At 71.4% G+C, this 24,972-nt stretch carries 19 protein-coding genes and 1 pseudogene; 7 read left to right on the top strand and 13 right to left on the bottom strand.

Going from position 1 to position 24,972, the window contains the following annotated elements; all coding sequences use genetic code 11:
* Positions 1-78: 78 nt before the first annotated feature.
* Positions 79-585 carry a GNAT family N-acetyltransferase gene (locus tag ACIQUT_RS12975; RefSeq protein WP_403562518.1) on the bottom strand — a complete coding sequence of 169 codons (507 nt, stop codon included), beginning with the start codon at positions 583-585 and terminating at the stop codon, positions 79-81.
* On the opposite strand from ACIQUT_RS12975, the pseudogene ACIQUT_RS12970 reads away from it, so the two are divergent.
* Positions 549-824 (top strand): annotated as a pseudogene (locus tag ACIQUT_RS12970) (IS200/IS605 family accessory protein TnpB-related protein); the annotation flags it as partial. The gene ACIQUT_RS12975 and the pseudogene ACIQUT_RS12970 sit on opposite strands and share 37 nt — an antisense overlap.
* 6 nt (positions 825-830) lie before the next feature.
* Here ACIQUT_RS12970 and ACIQUT_RS12965 read toward each other — a convergent pair.
* The 7 genes from ACIQUT_RS12965 to ACIQUT_RS12935 form a co-directional block, all read right to left on the bottom strand.
* The gene (locus ACIQUT_RS12965; protein WP_403562380.1) at positions 831-1,877 is read right to left on the bottom strand and encodes an ABC transporter ATP-binding protein; all 1,047 of its coding nucleotides are present in this window, start codon (positions 1,875-1,877) and stop codon (positions 831-833) included.
* Positions 1,870-2,925: an ABC transporter ATP-binding protein gene (locus ACIQUT_RS12960; protein WP_403562379.1), complete on the bottom strand. Its 1,056-nt coding sequence runs from the start codon at positions 2,923-2,925 to the stop codon at positions 1,870-1,872. Before ACIQUT_RS12960 ends, ACIQUT_RS12965 begins: the two co-directional genes overlap by 8 nt.
* Positions 2,926-2,938: 13 nt before the next feature.
* Positions 2,939-3,898, bottom strand: coding sequence for an ABC transporter permease (locus ACIQUT_RS12955; RefSeq protein WP_403562377.1), 960 nt, complete (start codon positions 3,896-3,898; stop codon positions 2,939-2,941).
* Positions 3,891-4,838: an ABC transporter permease gene (locus tag ACIQUT_RS12950; protein ID WP_403562376.1), complete on the bottom strand. Its 948-nt coding sequence runs from the start codon at positions 4,836-4,838 to the stop codon at positions 3,891-3,893. The genes ACIQUT_RS12955 and ACIQUT_RS12950 overlap by 8 nt, the downstream gene beginning before the upstream one ends.
* Positions 4,839-4,932: 94 nt before the next feature.
* Positions 4,933-6,555 carry an ABC transporter substrate-binding protein gene (locus ACIQUT_RS12945; protein ID WP_403562374.1) on the bottom strand — a complete coding sequence of 541 codons (1,623 nt, stop codon included), beginning with the start codon at positions 6,553-6,555 and terminating at the stop codon, positions 4,933-4,935.
* A gap of 435 nt (positions 6,556-6,990) precedes the next feature.
* The gene (gene typA, locus ACIQUT_RS12940; RefSeq protein ID WP_403562372.1) at positions 6,991-8,895 is read right to left on the bottom strand and encodes a translational GTPase TypA; all 1,905 of its coding nucleotides are present in this window, start codon (positions 8,893-8,895) and stop codon (positions 6,991-6,993) included.
* Positions 8,896-9,298: 403 nt separating this feature from the next.
* Positions 9,299-11,623: an ABC transporter family substrate-binding protein gene (locus tag ACIQUT_RS12935; protein WP_403562370.1), complete on the bottom strand. Its 2,325-nt coding sequence runs from the start codon at positions 11,621-11,623 to the stop codon at positions 9,299-9,301.
* 380 nt (positions 11,624-12,003) lie between these two features.
* On the opposite strand from ACIQUT_RS12935, the gene ACIQUT_RS12930 reads away from it, so the two are divergent.
* The 6 genes from ACIQUT_RS12930 to ACIQUT_RS12905 all read left to right on the top strand — a co-directional run bounded on the left by ACIQUT_RS12930 (position 12,004) and on the right by ACIQUT_RS12905 (position 19,105).
* A complete protein-coding gene (locus ACIQUT_RS12930) occupies positions 12,004-12,231 on the top strand; it encodes a hypothetical protein (RefSeq protein WP_403562368.1) in 228 nt (75 codons plus the stop codon).
* A 101-nt stretch (positions 12,232-12,332) separates the two neighbouring features.
* Positions 12,333-13,154: a hypothetical protein gene (locus tag ACIQUT_RS12925; protein WP_403562367.1), complete on the top strand. Its 822-nt coding sequence runs from the start codon at positions 12,333-12,335 to the stop codon at positions 13,152-13,154.
* A 1-nt stretch (position 13,155) separates the two neighbouring features.
* Complete coding sequence (locus ACIQUT_RS12920; protein WP_403562365.1) at positions 13,156-15,057, top strand: fumarate reductase/succinate dehydrogenase flavoprotein subunit; 1,902 nt, start codon at positions 13,156-13,158, stop codon at positions 15,055-15,057.
* Positions 15,054-15,830 (top strand): succinate dehydrogenase/fumarate reductase iron-sulfur subunit, encoded by a 777-nt coding sequence (locus ACIQUT_RS12915; protein ID WP_403562363.1) that lies wholly within the window; start codon positions 15,054-15,056, stop codon positions 15,828-15,830. The genes ACIQUT_RS12920 and ACIQUT_RS12915 overlap by 4 nt, the downstream gene beginning before the upstream one ends.
* 285 nt (positions 15,831-16,115) lie before the next feature.
* Complete coding sequence (locus ACIQUT_RS12910; protein ID WP_403562361.1) at positions 16,116-18,299, top strand: TPM domain-containing protein; 2,184 nt, start codon at positions 16,116-16,118, stop codon at positions 18,297-18,299.
* A 59-nt stretch (positions 18,300-18,358) separates the two neighbouring features.
* The gene (locus ACIQUT_RS12905) at positions 18,359-19,105 is read left to right on the top strand and encodes a PspA/IM30 family protein (protein WP_403562359.1); all 747 of its coding nucleotides are present in this window, start codon (positions 18,359-18,361) and stop codon (positions 19,103-19,105) included.
* 35 nt (positions 19,106-19,140) lie between these two features.
* Here the strand turns inward: ACIQUT_RS12905 and ACIQUT_RS12900 are convergent, their stop codons facing one another.
* The 5 genes from ACIQUT_RS12900 to ACIQUT_RS12880 all read right to left on the bottom strand — a co-directional run bounded on the left by ACIQUT_RS12900 (position 19,141) and on the right by ACIQUT_RS12880 (position 24,617).
* Entirely contained in the window at positions 19,141-20,502 is a 1,362-nt protein-coding gene (locus ACIQUT_RS12900) for a hypothetical protein (protein WP_403562358.1), read from the bottom strand.
* A gap of 105 nt (positions 20,503-20,607) precedes the next feature.
* The gene (locus ACIQUT_RS12895) at positions 20,608-23,229 is read right to left on the bottom strand and encodes a SpoIIE family protein phosphatase (protein ID WP_403562356.1); all 2,622 of its coding nucleotides are present in this window, start codon (positions 23,227-23,229) and stop codon (positions 20,608-20,610) included.
* 149 nt (positions 23,230-23,378) lie between these two features.
* Positions 23,379-23,819, bottom strand: coding sequence for an ATP-binding protein (locus tag ACIQUT_RS12890; RefSeq protein WP_403562354.1), 441 nt, complete (start codon positions 23,817-23,819; stop codon positions 23,379-23,381).
* A 163-nt stretch (positions 23,820-23,982) separates the two neighbouring features.
* Positions 23,983-24,402, bottom strand: a complete 420-nt coding sequence (locus ACIQUT_RS12885; protein ID WP_403562352.1) for a (deoxy)nucleoside triphosphate pyrophosphohydrolase — start codon at positions 24,400-24,402, stop codon at positions 23,983-23,985.
* Positions 24,403-24,431: 29 nt separating this feature from the next.
* Positions 24,432-24,617 (bottom strand): SPOR domain-containing protein, encoded by a 186-nt coding sequence (locus ACIQUT_RS12880; RefSeq protein ID WP_403562350.1) that lies wholly within the window; start codon positions 24,615-24,617, stop codon positions 24,432-24,434.
* Positions 24,618-24,972: the final 355 nt, after the last annotated feature.

Below are 24,972 nucleotides of genomic sequence, written 5' to 3'. Positions count from 1 at the left end.
CTTGGGAGCCAATGTCACCCCTGGAAAGCCCCGGTGCACGGCCGGTTGGACCGATTGCACCCTTGCGCCGTGCGCCTGTCACCCCTGCGAGTGCAAGGACAGCTCCCAGGTGTCAACGGCGTAGTGGAGCTTCATCCCGTGGGCCTCGTACAACCCGAGTGCGCCGGTCTCGTTCCGGATGTCCACGCCCAGGCCGACCAGGTCCCTGCCGCGGGCCGCGTACGCGGCGAAGCCGTGGCGCAGCAGGAGGCCGCCGACGCCGCGGCCGCGCACCTCGGACCGTACGCCCAGGTGGCTGACCCAGCCCATGCCGGTGCGGTCGTCGCGGGTCAGCAGCACGCCCACGTCGCCCTGGCCGGGCAGGCTCGCGATCCACACCGGCGACCAGTCGAGCGAGCGGCCGTCGACCTGGTCCAGCCAGGCCTCGTACGGGCGGTCGACGTGCCCGAAGTGGGCGGCGAAGGTCTCCTCCACCAGGGCGTGGGCGCGGCGCCGGTCGGCCTCGTCGGCGGCGCAGTGGCGCAGGACGAGCCCCTCGGGAGGGGCGGGCGGCAGGTCGGAGCCCGCGGAGACGGGGCGGGTCATCACCCCGACGGACGGCACCGCCCCCACCACACCAGAGCGATGTGGCGGGGCATCGGACCGTCCAGGCCGGACCGGGCACCCCGGAGCGTGAGGAAACCCGCCCCCGCATCCCCGGACCACGGACACGATCCGTGCAGCCGGACGCGGAACGAACGCGGGCCACCAGGACACCCAAAACCGTTCGGGATGTCCGCAGTGGGCAGGAGCGAGCCCAAGACTCACTCCTGCCCACTGACTAGGAACGGTCAGACGGCCAGGACGGCCCGCTCCTCCGCGAAGTGGCAGGCCGACTCGTGCGCCGCGAGGGTGTTCTGGCCCTTGTAGCGCTCCGGGACGGCGAGCAGCGGCTGCTCGGTGGAGCAGAGGTCCTGTGCCTTCCAGCAGCGGGTGCGGAAGCGGCAGCCCGACGGCGGGTTGGCGGGCGAGGGGACGTCACCGGTGAGGATGATCCGGTCGCGGCCCTCGCGGGCCTCCGGGTCCGGGACCGGGACGGCCGACAGCAGCGCCTGGGTGTAGGGGTGCGTCGGGTGGTCGTAGATCTCGGAGTCGGTGCCGATCTCGGCCATCTTGCCGAGGTACATCACGCCGACGCGGTCGGAGATGTGCCGGACGATCGACAGGTCGTGCGCGATGAACACGTACGACAGGTCGAACTCGTCCTGGAGCTTCTCCATCAGGTTGATGACCTGCGCCTGCACCGACACGTCGAGCGCGGAGACCGGCTCGTCGCAGATGATGATCTCCGGGTTGAGCGCGAGGCCGCGGGCGATGCCGATGCGCTGGCGCTGGCCGCCGGAGAACTGGTGCGGGTAGCGGTTGATGTACTCGGGGTTCAGGCCGACGACGTCCAGGAGCTCCTGGACCTTGCGCCGCCGGTCGCCCTTCGGGGCCACCTCGGGGTGGATGTCGAAGGGCTCGCCGATGATGTCGCCGACCGTCATGCGCGGGTTCAGCGAGGTGTACGGGTCCTGGAACACCATCTGGATGTTGCGGCGGACGGCCTTGAGGGCCTTGCCGGACAGCTTGGTGATGTCCTGGCCCTTGTAGAACACCTCGCCGGAGGTGGCCCGCTCCAGGCTCATCAGCAGCTTGGCGACGGTGGACTTGCCACAGCCGGACTCGCCGACGATGCCGAGGGTCTCGCCCCGGTACAGGTCGAAGGAGACGCCGTCGACGGCCTTGACCGCGCCGACCTGCTTCTTGAACAGGATGCCCTGGGTCAGCGGGAAGTGCTTGACCAGGTTGCGCACCTGAAGGATCGGCTCGCGCTCGCCCTTGGTGAGGTCAGCCATGGATCTGCTCCTTCCAGAAGTGGCACGCGCTGCCGCGGCCGGGCAGCTCGGTGCCGTCCTGCTCGGTCACCGGGTGCAGGACCGGCACGTCGGTGCGGCAGATGTCCTGCGCCTTGGGGCAGCGCGGGTTGAAGGCGCAGCCCGAGGGGATGTTCAGCAGGTTGGGCGGCAGGCCCTTGATCGCGTAGAGCTCCTGGCCCTTCTGGTCCAGGCGCGGGATCGAGTCGAGCAGGCCGCGGGTGTACGGGTGCGCGGGGCGGCTGTAGATCTCGTGGACCGGGGCGGTCTCGACGATCCGGCCGCCGTACATGACGGCGATCTTGTCGGCGACGTCGGCGACGACGCCGAGGTCGTGGGTGATCAGGATCAGACCCATGTTCATCTCGCGCTGGAGTTCCGCGAGCAGGTCCATGACCTGGGCCTGGACCGTCACGTCGAGAGCCGTGGTGGGCTCGTCGGCGATGATCAGGTCGGGCTCCAGGGCCATCGCCATGGCGATCATGATGCGCTGGCGCATACCGCCGGAGAACTGGTGGGGGTAGTCGCCCACGCGCGCCTTGGCGGCGGGGATCTTCACCCGGTCCATCAGCTCGACGGCCTTGGCCAGGGAGTCCTTCTTGGACATCCCGCGGTGGACGCGGAACATCTCGCCGAGCTGGGCGCCGACGGTGTGCACCGGGTTCAGCGAGGAGAGCGCGTCCTGGAAGATCATGGCGATCTTCGAACCGCGGATCTTGCGGTACTCGTCCGCCGGGAGCTTCAGCAGGTCCGTGCCCTGGAAGAGGATCTCACCGGAGGGGATCTTGCCGGGCGGCATGTCGAGGATGCCCATGATGGCCTGCGCCGTCACGGACTTGCCCGAGCCGGACTCGCCGAGGACGGCGAGGGTCTCGCCGGCGTTCACCGAGTACGAGACACCGTTGACGGCCTTGGCGACGCCGTCGCGGGTGTGGAACTCGACGTGCAGGTCGCGCACTTCGAGGAGCGGGGTGCCCTCCGGCGCCGATCGGGGCGCGGGGACGTTCGAGGTCTTGTCGGTGGTGGTCAACGTACGCCCTTCCTCAGCGCAGCTTCGGGTCGAGGGCGTCGCGCACCGCGTCGCCGACCATGATGAACGCGAGCACCGTGATGCTCAGCGCGCCGGCCGGGAACAGGAGCACGTGCGGGGCCTGCAGCCAGCGGACGGAGGCGTCGCTGACCATGAGGCCCCAGGAGATCTCCGGGGGCTGGACGCCGATGCCGAGGTAGGACAGGGCCGCCTCGGCGGAGATGTAGACGCCCAGGCTGATCGCGCCGACCACGATGACCGGGGCGATGGCGTTCGGCAGGATGTGCCGCAGCGTGATGCGCAGGGTGCCGGCGCCGAGGGCGCGGGCGGCGACCACGTAGTCGTTGTTCTTGTTCTGCAGCACCGAGGACCGCATGATGCGGAAGATCTGCGGCCAGCCGAGGATGGCGAGCACCAGCGAGACCGACCAGGCGTTGCCCGGCAGCGCGGACATGATCAGCATGCCGCCGAGCAGCAGCGGGATCGCGAAGAAGATCTCGGTGAAGCGGGACAGGAAGCTGTCGAGGAGGCCGCCGGTCCAGCCGGCCAGCAGGCCGAGCCCACCGCCGACGATGACCACCAGCGAGGTGGTGACGATGCCGACGATGACCGAGTTGCGGGCGGCCCACACCGTGCGGGTGTAGACGTCGCAGCCCTGGATGTCGAAGCCGAACCAGTGGTCCCCGCTCGGGGTCTTGAGCGAGTCCTGCAGCTTGCACGCGTCGGACGCGAACGGGCTGCTGTCCGTGAACCACTGCGGGAACGCGGAGATGACGAGCATGCAGACGACGAGGAACGCGCCGATCAGGAAGACCGGGTTGCGCCGCAGGTCGGCCAGCGCGTCCGACCAGAGGCTCGCTTCGCGGTCCTTCTTCTTTCCGCCGTCCTTCTTGGCCGCGGCGCCGGCGGAGGGGGTGCCGGCGATCTGGGTGTCGGTCGTCATCGAGTCCTCCACCGTAGTTGTGTCACGCATAGCGGATCCTCGGGTCGAGCACGGCGTACAGCAGGTCCACGAGCAGGTTGCCGACCAGGTAGACGAGGACCAGGATGGTCACACCGCCCACCACGACCGCGCCCTGCTTGAGGTAGACGGACTGGGCGAGCAGACCGCCGACACCGTGGATGTTGAAGATGCGCTCCGTGATGACCGCACCGCCCATGAGGCCGCCGAGGTCGGCGCCGAGGAAGGTGACGATCGGGATCATGGCGTTGCGCAGCGCGTGGTTCATGATGACGCGGCGGCGCGGCAGGCCCTTCGCGGTCGCGGTGCGGACGTAGTCGGCACGCATCGTCTCCATGAGGCTGGTGCGCGTCAGACGCGCGACGTACGCCAGCGAGGTGGAGGCGAGGACGAAGGCCGGCAGCAGGTAGGCGCGGAAGCCGTCCGACTCGTTGAACGAGACCGGGAAGAAGTCGATGCCCCAGTTGTTCTTCAGCTGCACGCCGAGCGTCAGCTGCAGCACGAAGCCGGTGACGAAGACGGGGATCGAGATGACCATCAGCGTGGAGATGAGCACGAGCTGGTCGAGGAACTTGCCGCGGCGCAGGGCGGCGAGGACACCGGCGAGGACACCGACGACGGCTTCGATGACGAAGGCGACGAGGGCGAGGTTCACGGTGTACGGGAACGCCTCGGCGAACAGGTCGGCGACCTTGCGGCCGGTGAGGGTCTCACCGAGGTCGCCCTGGAAGACGCCGCTGATGTAGTTCCAGTACTGGAGCAGGAACGGGTCGTCGAGGTGGTACTTCTCGCGCAGCATCGCCGTGACGATGGGGTCGGCCTTCTTCTCGCCTGCGAGCAGCTGGATCGGGTCAGCGCCCGGCATGGCGAAGGTCAGCGCGTAGATCAGGAACGTGGCACCGAGCAGGACAGGGATCGCCTGTATGAGTCGGCGGATGAGGTAGCGGCCCATCAGACCTCCAACAAGAACAGGGGGAAAGGGCGGGCAGACGGAAACCTGATTCCGTCTGCCCGCCCCCTGGAATTCCCCTAAGTGAAGAGGGGTGTTAGTTGAGCTCGACGTTCGCCAGGTCCATGCGGCCCTGGGCGTCGACCTGAACGTTCTTCACGGACTTGGAGTAGGCCGAAGAAGACATGTAGGTGAAGACCGGGATGTACGGCAGGTCCTTGATGATGATGTCATCGGCCTGCTGGTACAGCTTCAGACCCTCTGCCTGGTCCGTCGCCTTGTCGGCCTTGTCCATCAGGGTCTCGAACTCGTCGTTCTTGTAGTGGCCGTAGTTCGAGCCGTTCTCGATCGCGACCTTCGAGAAGATCGGACGGAGGTAGTTCTCGGCGGCCGGGTAGTCCATGGACCACGCCATGCGGAACGCGCCCTTGTACTTGGCGGCGCCCAGGTCGTCCAGCATGTCGCCGAACTTGGCGTACGGCTTGGCGGTGACCTCGAGGCCGAGGTTCGCCTTCAGCTGGTTGGCGACGGCCTCGATCCACTCCTTGTGGCCGCCGTCGGCGTTGTAGCCGAGCTCCAGCTTGTTGCCGGGGATGCCGCCGGCCTGGGTGTAGAGCTCCTTGGCCTTGGTCGGGTTGTAGGTGCCCGCCTCGCCGAGGGCGCCCTTGCGGTAGCCGGGGATGATCGGGCTGATGAAGTCATCGGCCGGCTTGCGGGTGTTGTTGAAGATGGTCTTCGTGATGGCGTCCCGGTCGATGGCCATCGAGATGGCCTTGCGGATCTCGACCTTGCCGAAGGCCTCCGGGTTGGTCTCCAGCGGGAGGCCCAGGTAGCCGACGCCGGACTCCGGCTTGTAGATGTAACGGTCGCCGAACTCCTGGGAGACGGTGGCCATCGCGGAGATCGGGAGCTTGTCGACGATCTGGATGGTGTCGGCGCGCAGGTCGTTGTACGCCGTGTCCAGGTTGTCGTAGATCTTGAAGGTGACGCCCTGCAGCTTCGCGCGGCCCTCGGCCGGGAACTTGTCGAACCTCTTGATCTTGATCTGCTTGTTGTGCTCCCAGGCGCCGTCCATCTGGAACGGACCGTTGCCGATCGGGGCCTCGCCGAACTTCTTCGGGTCGGCCTCGAACGCCTTGGGCAGCGGGTAGAAGGCGTTGTAGCCCAGCATGGTCTTGAACTGGGAGAACGGGTCCTTCAGCGTGACGGTGAAGGTCTTCTCGTCGACGACCTTCAGGCCCTTGAGCTCGGTGGCGGTGGGCTTCTTGTCCTTGCCCGGCGCCAGCTCCTCGGAGCCCTCGATCTTCGCGAAGAAGGGCATGCCCTCGGCGGCGTTGTCCTGGTTGGCGCCCCAGTTCCAGGCGCGGACGAACGACTGGGCGTCGACCTTCTCGCCGTTGTGGAACGTGTAGCCGTCCTTGAGCTTGATCGTCCAGGTCTTCGAGTCGGCGGACTCGATGGACTCGGCGACCGCGAGCTTCGGCTCGTTGGTCTTGTTGTCGTAGTCGACAAGGCCGACGAACAGGGCGTTGAGAACCTCAGCGCCCTCGGACTCGGCGGTGTTCTGACCGATCAGGCCGTGCTGCGGCTCGCCGAGCACCACGGTGATGTTGCCGCCGGACGAGCCGGCGTTCGAGTCCTTGCTGGTGCTGCATGCCGTAGCGGCCATCGCCACGACGACGGCTCCGGCGACCCACTTGGCGCTCGTTGCTCCGCGCATGGGTTATTGCCTCCTCAGGAGTCACGGTGGATACGTGAAGGACCCGGCTCCGCTGACACCCCTGACAGCGAAATCCGGCCCCATCGTGTGCTCGTGAGTCGACGCTCCCCACAGCGTGTGACCCATTGACCCGAGCTCAATGGAGCCATCCTCAGGGACAGCCCCGGGCGTAAACCACACTTGCGTGGTCTCGTTTTCACAACATCGATCCGCAGCAGAAACCCGAAATCCGGACAAAGGGATCAGAGACAGACACGTGCGAAACGGACTGTTAGCTCACCATCCGGAGTGTCACGGTCGGTATGCGGACACAAGAACGCAACAATCCGCTTGACAAAGGCGAAAACGCGAACAGCCCCTCCCTGCACGGAGATCCGTGGCGGGAGGGGCTGGACGGCAGGGAACCGGAATGGCCGGAACCCGTGAACTAGCCGATTACTTGGCGGTCTTGGCGCGCGAAGCGGTGCGCGAGCGCTCCTTCTGGTCCAGGACGACCTTGCGGATGCGGACGGCCTCCGGGGTCACCTCGACGCACTCGTCGTCGCGGCAGAACTCCAGGGACTGCTCCAGCGAGAGCTTGCGCGGCGGGACGATCGCCTCGAACGAGTCGGCCGACGAGGACCGCATGTTCGTGAGCTTCTTCTCCTTGGTGATGTTCACGTCCATGTCGTCGGAGCGCGAGTTCTCGCCGACGATCATGCCCTCGTACACCTCGGTGCCGGGGTCGGTGAACAGGACACCGCGCTCCTGCAGGTTGGTCATCGCGAACGCGGTGACCGCGCCGGCGCGGTCGGCGACCAGGGAGCCGTTGTTACGGGTCTGCAGCGTGCCGAACCACGGCTCGTGGCCCTCGTGGATCGAGTGGCCGATGCCGGTGCCGCGGGTCTGGGTCAGGAACTCCGTACGGAAGCCGATGAGGCCGCGGGACGGAACGACGAACTCCATGCGGACCCAGCCGGAGCCGTGGTTCGACATGTTGTCCATGCGGCCCTTGCGGACACCCATGAGCTGCGTGACCGCGCCCATGTGCTCCTCGGGCACGTCGATCGTCATGCGCTCGACCGGCTCGTGGGTCTTGCCGTCGACCTCGCGGGTGACGACCTGCGGCTTGCCGATGGTCAGCTCGAAGCCCTCGCGGCGCATCTGCTCGACCAGGATGGCCAGCGCCAGCTCACCGCGGCCCTGGACCTCCCAGGCGTCCGGACGCTCGGTGTCCAGGACGCGCAGCGAGACGTTACCGATCAGCTCGCGGTCCAGACGGTCCTTGACCTGGCGGGCGGTGACCTTGCGGTCCTTGACCGCGGCCTTGGCGTCCGCGCCCTTGCCGGAGCCGCCGCGGCCGACCATCGGGGAGGTGTTGGTGCCGATGACCATGGAGATGGCCGGCTCGTCCACCGTGATCAGCGGCAGCGCGATCGGGTTCTCCGGGTCGGCCAGGGTCTCGCCGATCATGATGTCGGGGATACCGGCGACGGCGCAGATGTCACCGGGGCCGGCGACCTCGGCGGGCTTGCGGGTGAGCGCCTCGGTCATCATCAGCTCGGTGATGCGGACGTTGGAGACCGTGCCGTCACGCTTGATCCACGCGACGGTCTGGCCCTTGCGCAGCTCGCCCTGCTCGACGCGCAGCAGCGCGATGCGGCCGAGGAAGTTGTCGGCGTCGAGGTTGGTGACGTGGGCCTGGAGGGGGGCCTCTTCGTCGTAGGTCGGGGCCGGGACGTGCTCCAGGATGGTGGAGAAGAACGGCTCCAGGTTGTCGCTGTCGGCGGGGACGGTGCCGTCCTCCGGCTTGGTCAGCGAGGCGATGCCGTCACGGCCGCAGGCGTAGACGATCGGGAACTCGATCTGGTCCTCGTCGGCGTCCAGGTCCAGGAAGAGGTCGTAGGTCTCGTTGACGACCTCGTCGATCCGGGAGTCCGGGCGGTCCGTCTTGTTGATGCACAGGATGACCGGCTTCCGCTGCTGGAGCGCCTTGCGGAGCACGAAGCGGGTCTGGGGCAGCGGACCCTCGGAGGCGTCCACCAGCAGGACGACGGCGTCGACCATCGACAGACCGCGCTCGACCTCGCCACCGAAGTCGGCGTGGCCGGGGGTGTCGATGATGTTGATCGTGATCGGGGCCCCGCCGTCCTTGGGGTGATACTTCACCGCCGTGTTCTTGGCGAGGATCGTGATGCCCTTCTCACGCTCCAGGTCGTTCGAGTCCATCATGCGGTCGTCGAGCTGCTGGTGGGCGGCGAAGGCGCCGGCCTGCTTCAGCATGGCGTCGACGATGGTCGTCTTGCCGTGGTCGACGTGGGCGACGATGGCGACGTTGCGGATGTCGTGGCGCGTGGGCACTGCGGCGCTTCTCCCGGGATCGTGGATGGCGTCACGTACGGCCTGGTACGCGAGCCTGCCGGGCGGAAAACCTGCCACGGCCTTACCCCATCCTACGTCGCGCGGCGGGAAGTGCCCGCCGGGGGGTCTGTCAAGAGGCCGTACGACTGACAGCGGCCGGAATGTGGGTGGGGGGTCCGGCCGCCGGTGCCGCGGGGCGCCTGCGCGGCTGCCGCGGTGCTGCTGATCTGGTGTTTCGGTGCTGCTGGGAGTGCTCGGGCGCCTGCTGACGCCGGGGCCCGAGCGGGTGGTGCTCCGGGTCAATGGGTACGCACGACCTTGCCCGCCGGGGGTCCGGCGGGCAAGCGACTTGAGTCACTTCTGAGCTTGTGACCCGCGGGTCAACCTGACTGGCCCCGCTTTGTCACTTGTTCTTCTCCTTTCCTTCCTTGGAGCCCGATTCCCGGCCCTGCGGGGCCTTCTTCCAGCCGATGTCCTGGAAGCGCGGACTGCCCAGTCCGAACGCACCCGCGTTGGCCACGCCCTGCTTCGCCGCCACCAGCTCGGGGCGCTGGTAGAGGGGGATCGAGCCGGCCGCCGCCCAGATCCGCGCATCGGCCCTGCGCATCAGCTCCCGGGAGGCCTCCTCGTCCAGCTCGCCCACGGCCTGGTCGAAGAGCTGGTCGATGTGGTCGGTGCCGACCCGGGTGTAGTTCTGCTCGACCAGCAGCGAGCCGTCGGCGGCCGGCTCCGGCTTGGCGAAGATCGGACGGGCGTCGGTGGCCGGGTAGGCGGACGCCGGCCAGGAGTACAGCGCCAGGTCGTACTGGCCCGAGGCGATGTGGTCCTTGAAGAAGCTCTCGTCGGCCACCTTCGTCACCTCGGTCGCCACACCGACCTTCCGGAGCATCTTCGCGATCCGCTCCCCGACGGTGCGCAGGGACTCCGAGCCGGGCCCGGACGGCAGGACGAAGCGCAGGCTGAGCGCCTTTCCGTCCTTGGCCAGGATGTTCCCGGAGGTCCGGGCGGGCTGGGCCGGGGCCGGGGCCGGGCTCGCGCTGGCGCTGGCGCCGGGAGAGGCCCCGGGGGCGTCGTCCGATGCCGCCGGCCCGAGGTCGGGCCCCGGAGCCTTGCCGTCGTCGGCGGCGGCCTCGTCGGCGGTGGTGGTCGTACGGCCGGCGGTGAGGGCCGCGGCCTGGGCGAGGAGGGCCTCCTTCTGCTGCTGTGCGAACGCCTCGGCCACCTGCGGCAGCGAGGGCCGCCCCTGCCCGCCGAGGGCCGGGCGGATCCCGGGCAGCCCCCGCTCCAGGGCGGCCGCGCGGACGTCGCCGTTGCGCTCGTCCTCCTCGCCCACGATGTACAGGCCGTCGTTCCCGGTGCCCGGGCCGGCCGTGCTCCTGCCGCCGTCCTGCTGCCCGTCCTGCTGCCCGTCCTGCTGCCCGTCCTGCTGCCCGTCCTGCGGCTCCGCCGGCTTCTCCGCCTCCGGGCCGGCCTTCGCGCCCGCCGCCGGCTCCGTGATCACACCGTTGCGGCGCCAGCCGGCGTCCGCGAGCAGCGCCTGCGCGGCCTTGGTGTCCTGGCCGCCGAGGGCGTCGCTGTTGTCCGCGTACGCCCGCTGCCCGGCCAGTGCCAGGTGGCTGCCCACCGGCTTCACCGGCAGCCCGAGCGGCTTGAGCACGATCTCGGCCAGTTCCCGGCGGTCGATGGCCCGGGCGACGGCCCGCCGGACCCGCTCGTCGGCCAGCGGGCCGGAGGCCCCGTTCAGGGCGAGCTGGGTGTACGCCGGCTCCAGCGACCTGCGGACGGTGAAGGCGCGCAGGGCCTCGCTCTCCGCGGTGGCGGCCCCCTGGGGCGGGGCCCCGGCCTCGCCCGGCGAGCGGGTGGCCTCCCGGCGGGCCTGGGTGATCCGGTCCGCGGCCGCCCGGTCGACCTCCGCCAGGTCGACCGTGCCGGCGGCCAGGGCCTTCGCCCGCTCGGCCCGGGGCACGGCGGTCAGGACCAGGGAGTCCAGCTTCGTCGGCCGGCCCCACCAGCGGGCGTTGCGGGTCAGGGCGGCGGTGCCCGCGTCCTTGTCGATGGCCCCGAGGTTGAACGGCCCGGCGGTGACCTTGAGGGCGCCGCGGGCCCCCTCGTTGAAGGCGTCGGGGGTGCCGGTGACCTGCTTCGGGTAGAGCGGCGAGAACAGGGAGCGCCAGTCGGTGTACGGCTTGGCGAAGGTGACCCGGACCTCCAGGTCGTTGCGGCCGCGCTCGATCTTCTCGATCCGCTCGTAGCCGGCGTTGCGGGCGGTCCAGTACGCCGAGTTCTTGCCGTTCAGCGCCCGCCACTGGGCGAGGAAGTCGGCGGCGCCGATCTCCCGGCCGTCGCTCCACACGGCCTGCTGGTGCAGCTTGTACAGGACGACCTGCTTGGGCTCCCGCTCGACGATCGCCGCCTTCTCCAGGAAGTCCGGGTTGGCCGCCGGCCGCCCCTTGTCGTCCAGCATGAACAGCTGGGGCAGCACCGCCCCGGCGATCCGGGTGGTGGTGGCATCGGCATCGGCCTGGAAGACGTTCAGGGTCTCGGGGAGGCCGTCCACGGCCCACCGCAGGACGCCGCCGTCGGCGACCAGGGCGCGGGCGGTCGCCGCGATGTCCGGGCCGGCGGCCGCCGGGCCTCCCTCGTCTCCCGCGCCGCAGCCCGCGAGCAGCGGCAGTGCGAGGACTCCCGAGGTCAGGAGCGCCAAGGATCTGCGCCTTCTCTGGGACATGGGTGCTACCTCCGGGGCGGGGCGTGAAGGGCGTAAAGGTGGTGCGAGGCGGCGCACAGGTGCGCGGCTTGATCACGTTCGGGGGTATTTGCGGCTGATCACACCGGGTGTAGAACCACACTGAAATCCACGGCCCGCTCCACCCCCCGCAGCCGCCCTCCGCCACGCCGGGAACCCCACCCGTGCGGACCAATCCCGGTTGCGGCCGGGACGCGCGTTCGCCCGTGCGAGGGATGAGAATGGACGCAGGGAGGGGCGCACAGATCGCGCCTGCGCGCCCGGATTCGCTGCACGTCCCTTCACAACCGGGGACGGGAGGCGCGACACTCGCAGGCGCACATGAGCGTTGCCACCGCAACCTGCGGAAGTGAGGGCAAGTCATGTCCCTGCAGGACGATTTGAACGCCGTACGGCGCAACCTGGACGAGCTCACCCGCAAGGTCGAGCAGCTGGAGAAGCAGGCCTCGCGGCAGAAACCGGAGGGCGGCCGGCCGGCGGCCCCGGACTTGTCCCGGATGGTGACCATCCCGGACGCCCCGTACGACAACGCGCTGTGGACGGACAGCGACGACGAGGGACTCGGCGCCCGCGACCGCCGGGCACCCTGACCCCAGCGGTCGAACCCCGTCACCCACCCCATCGGACCCAGCCCCGCACCCGCGCGGCGGCTGGGTCTCCTGGGCCACCCCTGACCCTCCCGGAGTCACCTTTGGCCACAGGCACCGAACCACCCCGGCACCTCACCGGCGTCCACGAAGCCTCCCGGGCCGCGATCCCGGCCCGCCACCTGCGCACCGACCGGTGGTGGCTGGCCCCCGCCGGCACCGCGGCCGGGCTGCTCGCCTTCATCGTCTACTCGACCTGGCGGGCCTTCGCGAACGCCGACTACTACGCGGCCCCGTACGTCTCCCCGTTCTACTCGCCCTGCCTCGCGGAGAACTGCGAGGAGATGCGCGGCGGCCCCAACCTGGACCTCATCGGCAGCTGGTGGGGCCTGTCGCCCGCCCTGCTGATCCTCGTCTTCCCGCTCGGCTTCCGGCTGACCTGCTACTACTACCGCAAGGCGTACTACCGCAGCTTCTGGGCCTCGCCGCCCGCCTGCGCCGTCGCCGAGCCGCACGCCGCGTACACCGGCGAGAGCCGCCTCCCGCTGATCCTGCAGAACGCGCACCGGTACTTCTTCTACACGGCCCTGCCGGTCGCGGCGATCCTCACGTACGACACCGTGCTGACCTTCCGCAACGACCGGTACGAGTGGGGCCACATGGGCCTCGGAACGCTCCTGTTCGTCCTCAACATCGTGCTGATCTGGGCCTACACCCTGTCCTGCCACTCCTGCCGGCACATCATGGGCGGCCGCCTCAAGCACTTCTCCCGGCACCCCGTCCGCTACCGGCTGTGGGGCTGGATCAGCCGCCTCAACGGCCGCCACATGCAGCTGGCCTGGGCCTCCCTGATCAGCGTCGCCGCATGCGACCTGTACGTGTACCTGCTCGCCACCGGCGCGTTCACCGACCCGAGGATCTTCTGACATGGCTGAAGTCGACCGGCAGCAGTGGGACGTGGTCGTGGTCGGTGCGGGCGGCGCCGGGCTGCGGGCCGCCATCGAGGCCCGCGAGCGCGGCGCCCGTACGGCCGTGATCTGCAAGTCCCTCTTCGGCAAGGCCCACACGGTGATGGCGGAGGGCGGCATCGCCGCCTCCATGGGCAATGTCAACGAGCACGACAACTGGCAGGTCCACTTCCGCGACACCATGCGCGGCGGCAAGTTCCTCAACCAGTGGCGCATGGCGGAGCTGCACGCCCGGGAAGCACCCGACCGGGTCTGGGAGCTGGAGACCTGGGGCGCCCTCTTCGACCGCACCCCCGACGGGAGGATCTCCCAGCGCAACTTCGGCGGCCACGAGTACCCCCGCCTCGCCCACGTGGGCGACCGCACGGGCCTCGAACTGATCCGCACCCTCCAGCAGAAGATCGTCGCCCTCCAACAACACGACTTCCAGGAGACCGGCGACCACGAGTCCCGCCTGAAGGTCTTCCAGGAGTGCACGGCCACCCGCGTCCTCAAGGACGGCGACCGCGTCTCCGGCACCTTCTGCTACGAACGCGAGTCCGGCCGCTTCTTCGTCCTGGAGGCCCCCGCCGTGGTCCTCGCCACCGGCGGCATCGGCAAGTCCTTCAAGACCACCTCCAACTCCTGGGAGTACACCGGCGACGGCCACGCCCTGGCCCTCCTCGCCGGCGCACCCCTGCTGAACATGGAGTTCGTGCAGTTCCACCCCACCGGGATGGTCTGGCCGCCCTCCGTCAAGGGCATCCTCGTCACCGAATCCGTCCGCGGCGACGGCGGCGTCCTGCGCAACAGCGACGGCAAGCGGTTCATGTTCGACTACATCCCGGACGTCTTCAAGGAGAAGTACGCCCAAACCGAAGAAGAAGGCGACCGCTGGTACGAGGACCCGGACAACAACCGCCGCCCGCCCGAGCTGCTCCCCCGCGACGAGGTGGCCCGCGCCATCAACGCCGAGGTCAAGGCGGGCCGCGGCTCCCCGCACGGCGGCGTCTTCCTCGACGTCTCCACCCGGATGCCGGCCGAGAGGATCAAGCGCCGCCTGCCCTCGATGTACCACCAGTTCAAGGAACTGGCCGACGTGGACATCACCGCCGAGCCGATGGAGGTCGGCCCCACCTGCCACTACGTGATGGGCGGCATCGCGGTCGACTCCGACACCGCCGCCGCACAGGGCGTCCCCGGCCTCTTCGCGGCGGGCGAGGTCGCGGGCGGCATGCACGGCTCGAACCGCCTGGGCGGCAACTCCCTGTCCGACCTCCTGGTGTTCGGCCGCCGCGCCGGCCTCCACGCGGCCGCATACGCAGCAGCCCCCACCGCCCGCCCCCAGGTCTCCCCACACCACATCGACACGGCAGCCGCCGAAGCCCTGGCCCCCTTCCACGCCGCCGACGGCGCGGAGAACCCGTACACCCTCCACCAGGAGCTCCAGACAACCATGAACGACCTCGTCGGCATCATCCGCCGCGAGGCCGAAATGGCCGAGGCCCTCGAAAAACTGGCCTCCCTCCGCCGGCGGGCGGCCCGCGCCGGCGTCGAGGGGCACCGCCAGTTCAACCCGGGCTGGCACCTCGCCCTGGACCTGCGGAACATGCTGCTGGTCAGCGAATGCGTGGCCCGCGCCGCCCTGGAGCGCACCGAGAGCCGCGGCGGCCACACCCGCGAGGACTGCCCCTCCATGGACCGGTCCTGGCGCCCGGTGAACCTCCTGTGCCGCCCGGTGGAACCCGCCCCCGCAGACCCGGCCGCCGACCGGATCGCCCTCCAACGGGTCCGCACCGAACCCATCCGCCCCGACCTGCTGGCGCTCTTCGAAAAGGAAGAGCTGGTCAAGTACCTCGCCGAAGAGGAGCTCTACGAGTGAGCACATACGACGCCCGGTTCCGTATCTGGCGGGGCGACTCCGACGGCGGGGACCTGCGCGACTTCACCGTCGAGGTGCACGACGGCGAGGTCGTCCTGGACATCGTCCACCGCCTCCAGGCGACCCAGGCCCCGGACCTCGCGGTCCGCTGGAACTGCAAGGCCGGCAAATGCGGTTCCTGCAGCGCGGAGATCAACGGCCGCCCCCGCCTCCTGTGCATGACCCGCATGTCGGTCTTCGACCCGTCCGAAACCATCTCCATCACCCCCCTCCGCGCCTTCCCGGTCATCCGCGACCTGGTGACCGACGTCTCCTTCAACTACACGAAAGCCCGCGAGATCCCGGCCTTCGTACCGCCGAACGACGTACCGGCAGGCGCGTACCGCATGCACCAGGTGGACGTGGACCGCTCACAGGAGTTCCGCAAGTGCATCGAGTGCTTCCTCTGCCAGGACACCTGCCACGTGGTGCGTGACCACGAGGAGAACAAACCGGCCTTCGCCGGCCCGCGCTTCCTCATGCGCGTGGCGGAACTGGACATGCACCCCCTCGACGCCGCCCGGCAGACGGGCCTCGACCGCAAACGCACCGCCCAGGAGGAGCACGGCCTCGGCTACTGCAACATCACCAAGTGCTGCACGGAGGTCTGCCCGGAGGGCATCCGCATCACCGACAACGCCCTGATCCCGCTGAAGGAACGCGTGGTGGACCGCAAGTACGACCCCCTGGTCTGGCTGGGCTCGAAAATCCCCCGCCGAGGCAAACCCACCTGACCCCGTCCACCTGACCCGACCCGCCCCCAGCCCCCGGCCCCTCGCCCCTTCACCACGGGCGAGACCCGGACGGGGGGCGGGGTCCGGGAACCAGCCGGGACGTGACAACGGCCGGCCGCCAACACGACGCAACCCCGTAGCGATCCGATGCGCGCCGACCGGCCCGGGCGGCGAAGACGGGGTGGAGTGGCCGCAGGTCCCCCATGCCGCCCTCCCTCCTCCCCTCCCCCTCCCCCGGATCTCCGGTCGCGACGAGACAAAAGCCCCCATACGCTCCCCCATGTGATGCCGCCGAAAAGGAGACCCCACACCGGGACAGCCTTCCGGGGCATCCGGGCTGCGCTCGCACCCGCCGTCGCACCGCTGGCCGTCACGCTGTTCGCCGTCGCACCGGTCCCGGCCGGACTCCACGCCTTCCCGGCACCCGGAGCCGTCGGCCGGCCCGCCCTCCCCCTGCCCGCCGAGGACCCCGTCACGTTGTCCCGGCAAGGGCAGATCACCGACCGGGTGGGGGCCCTCGGCGATCGGACGGCCGAGGTCACCCGCGCGCTGGACCGGCTGTACCGGGATCACGCGGTGCAGCTCTTCGTCGTCTACGTGGACGATTTCTCCGGGAGGTCGGCGCAGAGCTGGGCCGACGCCACCGCGCAGAAGAACGGGCTCGGCCGGGACGACCTGCTCCTCGCCGTGGCGACCGGGTCCCGCACGTACGCCTATTCGGCCGACGTCGGGTCCGGTTTCACCGACGAGCAGCTCGCGGCGGTCGCCCGCAGAGCGATCGAGCCCGCCCTGCGGCAGAACGACTGGGCGGGGGCCGCGATCGGGGCGGCGAACGGTTACGGCGCCGTACTCGCCGGCAAGCCCATCCCGACGCCGGTGATCACCCCCGGCGAGCCCGACCCGGGCAGCAGCGGAAACAACAACGGGGAGACGGGCGCCGGGGACTTCGTGCTGCCGGTGGTCGCCGTCGGCGCGGCGGCGGCGCTGGCCGCATACGCGTACACCCGGCGCAAGCGCAAGGGCTCCGCGCCGGGCGGCGGCCCGCGCACCACGACCGGCTGGGGGGAGCGGCCCGCGACCACGACGGCCCTGCCGCTGCCCGACCTGGACGCCAAGGCCAGGGCGCTGCTGGTGGACACCGACGACGCGGTCCGCACCAGCTCCGAGGAGCTCGGCTTCGCCTCCGCGCAGTTCGGCGACGCGGCGGTGGCCTCCTTCACCCGGGCCGTGGCCTTCGCGAACGGGGAGCTGACGGCGGCGTTCCGGCTGCGCCAGCAGCTGGACGACGCCTACCCGGAGGACGATGCGACGCGGCGGCGGATGCTGGACGAGATCGTGGCCCGGTGCAGTGAGGCGGACCGGCGGCTCGACGCCGAGGCCGCGGACTTCGACCGGCTGCGGGACCTGGAGCGGAACGTCCCGCAGGCCCTGGCGGAGGTGGAGGCCCGGGTACGCGATCTGACGGGCCGTGCGGTGACGGCGGCGGCGACCCTGACCGCGCTGCGCGGCAGGTACGCGGACTCGGCGTCGGCCCCGGTGGCCGGCCACGCCGAACAGGCCGAGGACCGGCTCCGGTTCGCGACGGACAACGCCGCCCGGGCCCGGGAGGCGGTCGACGGCGGCGACAGCGGGGCGGCAGCCGTGCACGTACGGGCGGCTGAGGGCGCGGTGGGCCAGGCGGCGACCCTGGTGGACGCGGTGGAGCGGCGGGCGCAGGAGCTGGCGGAGGCGGCGGGCAAGCTGCCGGGCGCCCTCACCGAGACGGAGGCGGACCTGGCCGACGCCCGCGGGCTGCTGTCGGGAACCGCGGAGGGGGCGCCGACCGCGGATCTGCGGGGGCGGATCGGCCGGGCGGAGGCGGTGGTGTCGGCCGTACGGCAGGAGGTGGCGGCCGGCCGGTACGACCCGATCGACGCCCTGCGCCGGACCGAGGAGGCCGATGCGGCGCTGGACGAGGCCCTTGCGGCGGCGCGGGAGCAGGAGTCGGGCCGGCGGCGGGCGGCGGCGCTGCTGGACCAGGCGCTGCTGTCGGCGCGGAGTGCGGCGGCCGCGGCGGCGGACTACGTCACGACCAGCCGGGGTGCGGTCGGCAGCCGCGCCCGTACCCGGCTGGCGGAGGCGCAGCGGCATCTGGAGCGGTCGCAGTCGCTGGCGGAGTCGGACGCGGCGGGCGCGCTGGCGGAGGCGCAGCGGGCGGACGTGCTGGCGCGGGAGGCGCAGCAGCTGGCGGAGGAGGACGTACGGGGCTTCCGGGACCCGTTCGGCGAAGCCGGGCACCAGGGGGGCGGCGGTATGGGCGGCGCGATGCTCGGCGGGATCATCCTCGGCGGGATCCTGCGCGGCGGCGGCTTCGGCAGCGGCCACGGCGGAGGCTTCGGCGGGGGCTCGGCGGGCGGCGGGGGCTTCGGGCCGGGCTCGTTCGGCGGCGGGGGGACCCGCGGCCGCATGGGCGGCGGCGGCCGCTTCTGACTCCCCTCCCACCGCAGCTCCCCACCCCCCACCACAACCCCCCACCCAAGGAGCGACCCGTGAGCAAGCAGACCGTCCTCGGCCGTGTCGCCCAGCTCGCCAAGGCCAACATCAACGCCCTGCTGGACCAGGCGGAGGACCCGCAGAAGATGCTGGACCAGCTGATCCGGGACTACACCAACAACATCTCGGAGGCGGAGCAGGCGGTCGCCACCACCATCGGCAACCTGCGGATGCTGGAGGCGGACCACCGGGAGGACGTGGACGCGGCGGCGGAGTGGGGCCGCAAGGCGCTCGCGGCGAGCCGGAAGGCGGACGAGCTGCGGGCGGCCGGATCGACGGCGGAGCTGCGGGCGGCCGGGTCGGCGGCCGAGGCCGACCGGTTCGACCACCTGGCCAAGGTGGCCCTGGGCCGGCAGCTGCAGTCGGAGCGGGAGGCGGCGACGGCGGAGCCGATGATCACAGCCCAGACGGAGGTCGTCGACCGGCTGAAGGCGGGCCTGGAGGCGATGAAGGGGAAGCTGACCGAGCTGACGGCGAAGCGCGACGAGCTCGTGGCGCGCGTACGGTCGGCGGAGGCCCGGAACCGGATGCTGGACGCGGTGCAGAGCGTCGACGTGATGGACCCGACGAGCGAGCTGAGCCGCTTCGAGGACAAGGTGCGGCGGGAGGAGGCTCGGGCGCTGGGCCGACAGGAGCTGGCGGCCTCCTCCCTGGACGCGCAGTTCGAGGCCCTGGACGACCTGGACCGCTCCGCCGAGATCGAGGCACGCCTGGCGGCCCTGAAGTCCGGCGGGGCGGCCTGATCGACCCGCCCGCACCAGAGATCCACCCGCCCGCACTAGAACGGCGGGTCGTCGCTCCAGGCCGTGGGCGGGAAGCCGACCGGCGGGGGGTTGCGGCGCTGCAGCACGGCCACGGCCTCCTGGACGCGGCCCAACCGCAGCAGCGGAACGGCGAGGTCCTTGCCGCCGCGGCCCGTGGCCGGGTCGAGGAGCTCGACGGCCCGGTCCGGGTGTCCGGCCTCGGTGAGGAGATGCGCGAGGTGCTCCACCGCGTACCAGGCCTGCCCTTCGGGGTGGGCCCGCGTCACCTCGACCGCCTCCTCCACCCGGCCGCAGGCGAGGAGCAGCCGGGGCCGCTGCCAGTGGACCTCCCACGCGTCGGCGTCGGGGCCGGTCCTGGCCCGGAGTTCGTCGAGGTGGGCCAGGCCCTCCTCGGCCCGTCCCTGGTCGGCGTAGAGCGTGCACAGGCGGTCGACGAGCCAGTCGTCCGTGCTCCACAGCGAGCGCAGCACCTCGACGGCCTCGTCCCCCCTGCCGTGCCGGGCCAGGAGTTCGGCGAGGTACACCGCCGCGTTCCCCGAGCCCTCGGCCACGCCCGTCCGGTGGACGGCGGCGGCGCCGTCCACGTCGCCCCGTTCCTCCAGGAGTTCGGCGAGGCGGCGGGCCGCGTCGCCGAGGGGTTCGGCCGCCGCGTAGTCCCGCAGCTCGTCGATCCGGTCGTGCCGGGCGAGCAGGTCGGCCAGCTGGTCCCGGCCGTTGACCGAGGTGATGTCGCGGGTGTGCAGGAGGGCGATGGCCTCGTCGGTCCGGCCCTGCCGTTCGCGTACGGAGGCCAGCAGGCCGATCGCGTTGAACGGTTCGAGGTCCCGTGCGCGGTAGCAGTCCGGATCGCCGCACCGCCGGCACCCTCCCTGCTGCGCCGCCTCGATCCGGGCGGCGAGGAGGGCGGCGACCTCCTCGTCCCGGCCCAGTCCGGCGGTCACCTCGACCAGGGCTTCGGCGAGGAGCGCGTCCTCGGTGTGCGGCCGGAGCAGCGCGTACGCCTCGGCGGCACGGCCGGTGCGGGCGAGCAGCCGGGCGAAGGCGTCCAGCGCCGGGCGCTCCCCGGTCTCGGCGGCGGGGCGCAGGGCCGCGGCCGCCTCGTCGGGCCGGCCTGCGGCCTCGTGCAGCTCGGCGGTTCGGGCCGCCGCCTTCCACCAGCCGGTGGCTGCGTACGGGGCGAGCAGCGCCAGGGCGTCGTCGTGGCGGCCGTCGGCGGCGAGCTGCCGGGCGAGGCCGTCCGCGCAGAACCAGTCGCCGGTGCGGGCGAGGGTGGTGACCGTGTCGCGGTGGCCGTGGTCGAGGAGGTGGGTGACCAGCTGCGGAGGTATCCACCCGTCGTGGGTCCGGGCCCGCTGGTCGAGTTCGGCGGCATCCATGGGTGCACCGTAGTTCCCGCCGGGCGGGGCGTTCCCGCCGCCCCGCACCGCCCGGCACCGCCCGGCACCGCCTACCGCCCCACCGCGGCCCCTACCTGCACATGCTCACCCGTACATGTTCAGCAGCTGTTCCGCCGACAGTTCCGGCGGTGGGTCGCCCTCCGCTCCCGGGAGCGGCAGTTCGAACCAGACGGTCTTGCCGCGGTGGGTGCGGCGGGTGCCCCAGCCGGCGGACAGCATGCCGACCAGTTGGAGGCCGCGTCCTCCCTCGTCGGTGTCGCGGGCCCGGCGCCGCCGGGGCTGGACGAGGTTGCCGTCCCACACCTCGCACACCAGGGTCCGGTCCAGCAGCAGCCGCAGCCGGATCTCGCCCTCGCCGTAGCGCAGGGCGTTGGTGACGAGTTCGCTGACGAGCAGTTCGGTGGTGTCGAGGAGCCCTTCCAGGCCCCAGGCGGGCAGTTTGGTCCGGGCCAGTTCGCGGGCGCGGCCCACCGAGCGGGCTTCGCGGGGCAGGTGCCAGTCTCCGACGGCTTCCACGGGCAGTCCTTGGACCCGGGCCATGAGCAGGGCGATGTCGTCCTCGCCGTGGCGGGTGTCGAGGGTGTTGAGGACGTGGTCGCAGACGTCCTCCAGGGGCCGTACGGGGTCGGCGAGGGCTTCGCGGAGGCCGCGCAGGCCTTCCTCCAGCGGGTGGTCGCGGGATTCCACGAGCCCGTCGGTGTAGAGGGCGAGCAGGGCTCCTTCGGGGAGGTCGATCTCGACTTCCTCGAAGGGTTCGCCGCCCACGCCGAGGGGCATGCCGGGCGGGACTTCGAGGAGCAGGGCGGGCCGGGGCGGGGCGCCCGGCTCGGGGGGTTCGACGAGGACGGGCGGCATGTGGCCGGCGTTGGCGATGGTGCAGCGCCGGGTGACGGGGTCGTAGACGGCGTACACGCAGGTGGCGAGGTACACCTCGGAGCGGTCGGCGTCGCGGGCCTGCAGGGCGGCGCGGGAGGCCTGCTGGGAGCCTCCGGGGGCGCCGAGTCCGCGGGCGATCTCGTCGAGGGCGGCGAGTACCTCGGCGGGTTCCAGGTCGAGGAGTGCCAGGGTGCGTACGGCGGTGCGCAGTTCGCCCATGGCGACGGCGGCGCGCAGGCCGCGGCCCATGACGTCGCCGACGACGAGGGCGGTGCGGTGGCCGGGGAGTTCGATGACGTCGAACCAGTCGCCGCCGACCTCGGTGGCGGCGTTGCCGGGCAGGTAGCGGCAGGCGATGTCGAGGCCGGCCGCTTCGGGGTCGCCGGGTGGGAGGAGGCTGCGCTGCAGTATGAGGGCGCGTTCGTGTTCGCGCCGGTAGAGGCGGGCGTTGTCGATGCAGACGGCGGCGCGGGCGGCGAGTTCGACGGCGACGGCCCGGTCGCGTTCGCCGAAGGGCTCGCTGCCCTTGGTGCGGGAGAACCGGGCGAGTCCGACGACGGTGTCGTGCGCGACCATCGGCACGACGAGGGTGGACTGGACGAGGTCGTCGGGTCCGCCGCCCTCGATGATGCGCGGCCGTGCGGTGCGCAGGGCCAGTGCGCCGGGGGAGGCGGCCGGGTAGCGGTGGGTCTCGCCGACGGCGACGGCGGCTCCGGCGCCGGACAGGGGGGCGTCGGAGACGGCGGAGGCGAAGGCGACCCGCCGCAGCGGTGCGGAGGGGGCGCGTCCGTTGCGCTGTCCGGGGGGCAGGGAGGGTACGCCGGGGCCCTGGGGGCGGGCGGGCCGGTCGTCGTCGCCGAGGAGCAGGCCCTGGTAGAGGTCGACGGCGGCGAGGTCGCAGAAGCCGGGGACGGTGACGTCGAGGAGTTCGCGGGCGGTGGTTTCGAGGTCGAGGGAGGTGCCGATGCGGTGTCCGGCTTCGTTGAGGAGGGCGAGATTGCGCCGTACTCCGGCGGCTTCGCGGGCGGCGAGGTGGCGGCGGGTGACGTCGGTGCCGATGCCGGCGACGCCGACGGGGCGGCCGCTGGCGCCGTGGACGCGGTAGAGGTTGATGGACCAGTGGCGGTTCTCCCGCCGGCCGGGGGCGGCGCCGGTGATCCGCAGGTCGGTGATGGCTTCGCCGGTGTCCAGGACCCTGCGGAGGGCTTCGGCCATCCGGTCGGCTTCCTGCGGCGGGAGGTAGTCGTGGACGGTGCGGCCGCGGTGCTCTTCGGCGGCGCCGCCGAAGACGGTGGTGAAGCGGCGGTTGGCGCGCTGGACGGTGAGGTCGGTGCCGAAGAGGAGGAAGCCGAAAGGGGATTGGCCGAATATGGCCTGTGAGGCGGCGAGGTCGGACTCGATGCGGCGCAGGGCGCGGACGTCGACGACGACGCAGAGTGCGGCCCGTTCGGCGGCTTCGGTCTCGGTGGGCATCACGTAGATCTCGGCGATGCCGTGGGCGCCGTTCCCCCCGGGGATGCGGAAGGGGACGAGGCCGGTCCATTCCTTGCCGTCGAGGATCTCGGCGACCCGCCGGTGGCCGCCTTCGCGCAGTTCCGGCGGCATGAAGGCGTCGACGGGGTCGCGTCCCACGACCTCGGCGGCGGTCAGGCCGAACAGTTCCTCGGCGCGCAGGCTCCACTGGTCGATGAGGCCGTCCGGTCCGATCGAGAACGATGCGACCTTGATGTAGTCATATATCGAGCCAGGCGGGCTGCTGTGCCACAGGGAGTCGTGCCATGTCTCCCCGGGCACACGGGCCTGATGTGCCTGCGCAGGTATCTCGCTCACGCGACCGTCCCCTCCAGCTCACCGCAACCGGACCGGCCATGACCGAAGTATTCAGCACCACGGCCCCGGACGGCACGGCGTTCCCGATCACGAAAAGGTCCCGACTGTTTCGAGCCATCCCGGGTGATCGTCGGCCACCCTTCACCTTGTTACTCACCAGGAAGAGCCAACTCGAACCACACCGTCTTGCCCGACTTGCCGTGACGTGTCCCCCAGCGCTGTGCCGAGGCGGCCAGGAGGTGCAGCCCGCGGCCGCCCTCGTCGTCGGCCTTCGCGACGCGTTCGCGGGGCGGATCCGGAAGCGGATCGGACACTTCCACGAGCAGGGCGCCCCCCTCGGCGGGGCCCTCCGGCGGGCCCCCGCCGGCCTGCTCGCGCCGCTCCAGCCGGACCCCGATCGGGCCCGAGGCGTAGCGCAGGGAGTTGGTGACCAGCTCGCTGACCAGCAGAACGGTCACATCGCCGACGGAATCGAGGCCCCAGGAGCGCAGCTGGCCGCGCACGGCGTGGCGTGCGGTGCGGACGGCGCCGGGCTCGGCAGGGAAGGCCCATTCGGCACATTCGCCGTCTGTGTCGATCACGCCGATCACTTCCCGGGCCGGCAGCGGCCCCCGTCCGGTTCAGCCGGGAGAGGGCCTCTTGGGGCGGTACACGATTAGGGACTAATAGGGCCATACCCGATATTCGCGGCGTCGTACCACGCATCCCTCGGGTACCGGCGCACTGTGGCACGGACGGACGGGAAGGCGGGCTTCATGCGCCCCCGTGCGACCCGGTGTGCGCCGCGCGCAGCCGGCGCCCGACCTCGGCGACCGCGGGGCGGTCCTGGTCGAGCCAGTCCACCGAGTCCAGTTCCCCGGCTTCGAGCCAGCGCAGCTCGTCGTGGTCCTCCAGGGGGGCGGGTTCGCCGGAGACCAGCCGGGCGGTCCACACGTGCAGGACGAGTCCGGGCTTCAGCGGCCACTCCCCCGGGATGCGCTCCAGCGGCTCGGCCTCCACGCCGAGCTCCTCGCGCAGTTCGCGGACCAGCGCCTCGGGGTCGGTTTCGCCGGGTTCGGCCTTGCCTCCGGGCAGCTCCCAGCGGCCGGCCAGCTCGGGCGGCGCGCTGCGCCGGGCGGCCAGCAGGCGGCCCTGATGGCATAGGGCTCCGCCCACGACCACACGTTCCGTCATGGGCGGAGCCTATGCCAAGGCGGCGAGGCTCAGTTCGTCGTGGCCGTCTGGCCGATTCGCTCGACCCAGTAGAGCTGCTTGTGTCCGAGGCCGTCGAGGCTGTCGACCACCTTCTGCGCCTCGGCGCGGGTGGGGTATCGGCCCACCCGGTAGCGGTTGCCGTTGTCGTCCTGACGTATGACCAGCCACGGGAGCAGGGCACCGCTGTCGTTCATCGCGTCTCACCCTCCGCCGATCCACCTGCCCGGGAAACCCCATTGCGCATATGCCCGAGCTTACGCCCGACCTTTACTGAGCGGATACGGGTTTTCACGAAGAGGAACCTCGGCGGCGTATGCATCCGGCCATGCGTACGAGTGAGCCGCGCACGCCGGTCCGGACCCGGCGCACCACCGGGGCGGGCGAGCTCCCGTACGCGCCCCTCCGCCGGGGCCGCTCCGGTGCTCCGGCCCTGGCCGGACGGCCCGTGCCCGGCGGCCGCCCCCTCGGCGGGCACCCCCGGCGAAGGGGGCGCGGCGGGGGCATGCGGAGCGCGGCGGCGCAGGCGCGGGCGAGGGGCTCGCGGCGGGG

The sequence above is a fragment of the Streptomyces sp. NPDC090445 genome (assembly GCF_044769385.1).
Classification (GTDB): domain Bacteria; phylum Actinomycetota; class Actinomycetes; order Streptomycetales; family Streptomycetaceae; genus Streptomyces.
The sequence above is the reverse complement of the archived record's forward strand: the minus strand, read 5'-3'. Positions and strand labels throughout refer to the sequence as shown.